General features: G+C 59.4%; 2 protein-coding genes. Both read right to left on the bottom strand.

From position 1 onward, the window contains the following. Nucleotides 1-170: YqaA family protein (locus B3605_RS25850; RefSeq protein WP_414707007.1), on the bottom strand; the 170-nt coding region annotated here is incomplete at its 3' end. A 138-nt stretch (nt 171-308) separates the two neighbouring features. Then, the coding region (locus B3605_RS22090) for a cyclic nucleotide-binding domain-containing protein (RefSeq protein WP_296436058.1) at nt 309-529 on the bottom strand (221 nt) is incomplete at its 5' end.

Here is a 529-nt window from a genome sequence, read left to right as displayed (position 1 = left end):
AGCGCGTAGCGATAGGCGCGCTCGGGCTTGGCAAGCGCCATGGGCAGATAAAGGACATCGGCCGGAACGAGAAAGACCGAGCTTTCGACGAAGGCGATAACGGCAAGCCAGACTTCGGCCGATTTGCGGGATGCCAGCGACATGGTCCAGTCGTACAATCTGCGAAGCATTCCGGTCCTTTCAGGTTGCGTGCATGAGCTTTATGGGCCTGATATCGGCCTGTAAATGGCTGCTGTGTCAGTCATGCGGCAGTGCGGTAAAAAACTCTTCGTGATCGTGCGAGGGGATTATGTCGTGATCGCGCGGGATCAGGAGGCGACACCTGATGAAGGGACGCGCTTCTGGCGCATGACATTCATCTCGGTGCGCTCGCGCGCCATCTCGCTCACCATCTGGCGGAGCGCCGGATGCTTGGCCGTGAACATGTTGAAATCGCGTCGTTCCAGCACGAAGAAGTGGCAGAAATCGACGGCGACCACATCGGCGTTGCGGCGTCCGCCGCTCAAGAGCGCCATCTCGCCGAAGAAGG

This window comes from Rhizobium sp. UBA1881 (assembly GCF_002338015.1).
Taxonomy (GTDB): Bacteria; Pseudomonadota; Alphaproteobacteria; order Rhizobiales; family Rhizobiaceae; genus Rhizobium.
The sequence above is the reverse complement of the archived record's forward strand: the minus strand, read 5'-3'. Positions and strand labels throughout refer to the sequence as shown.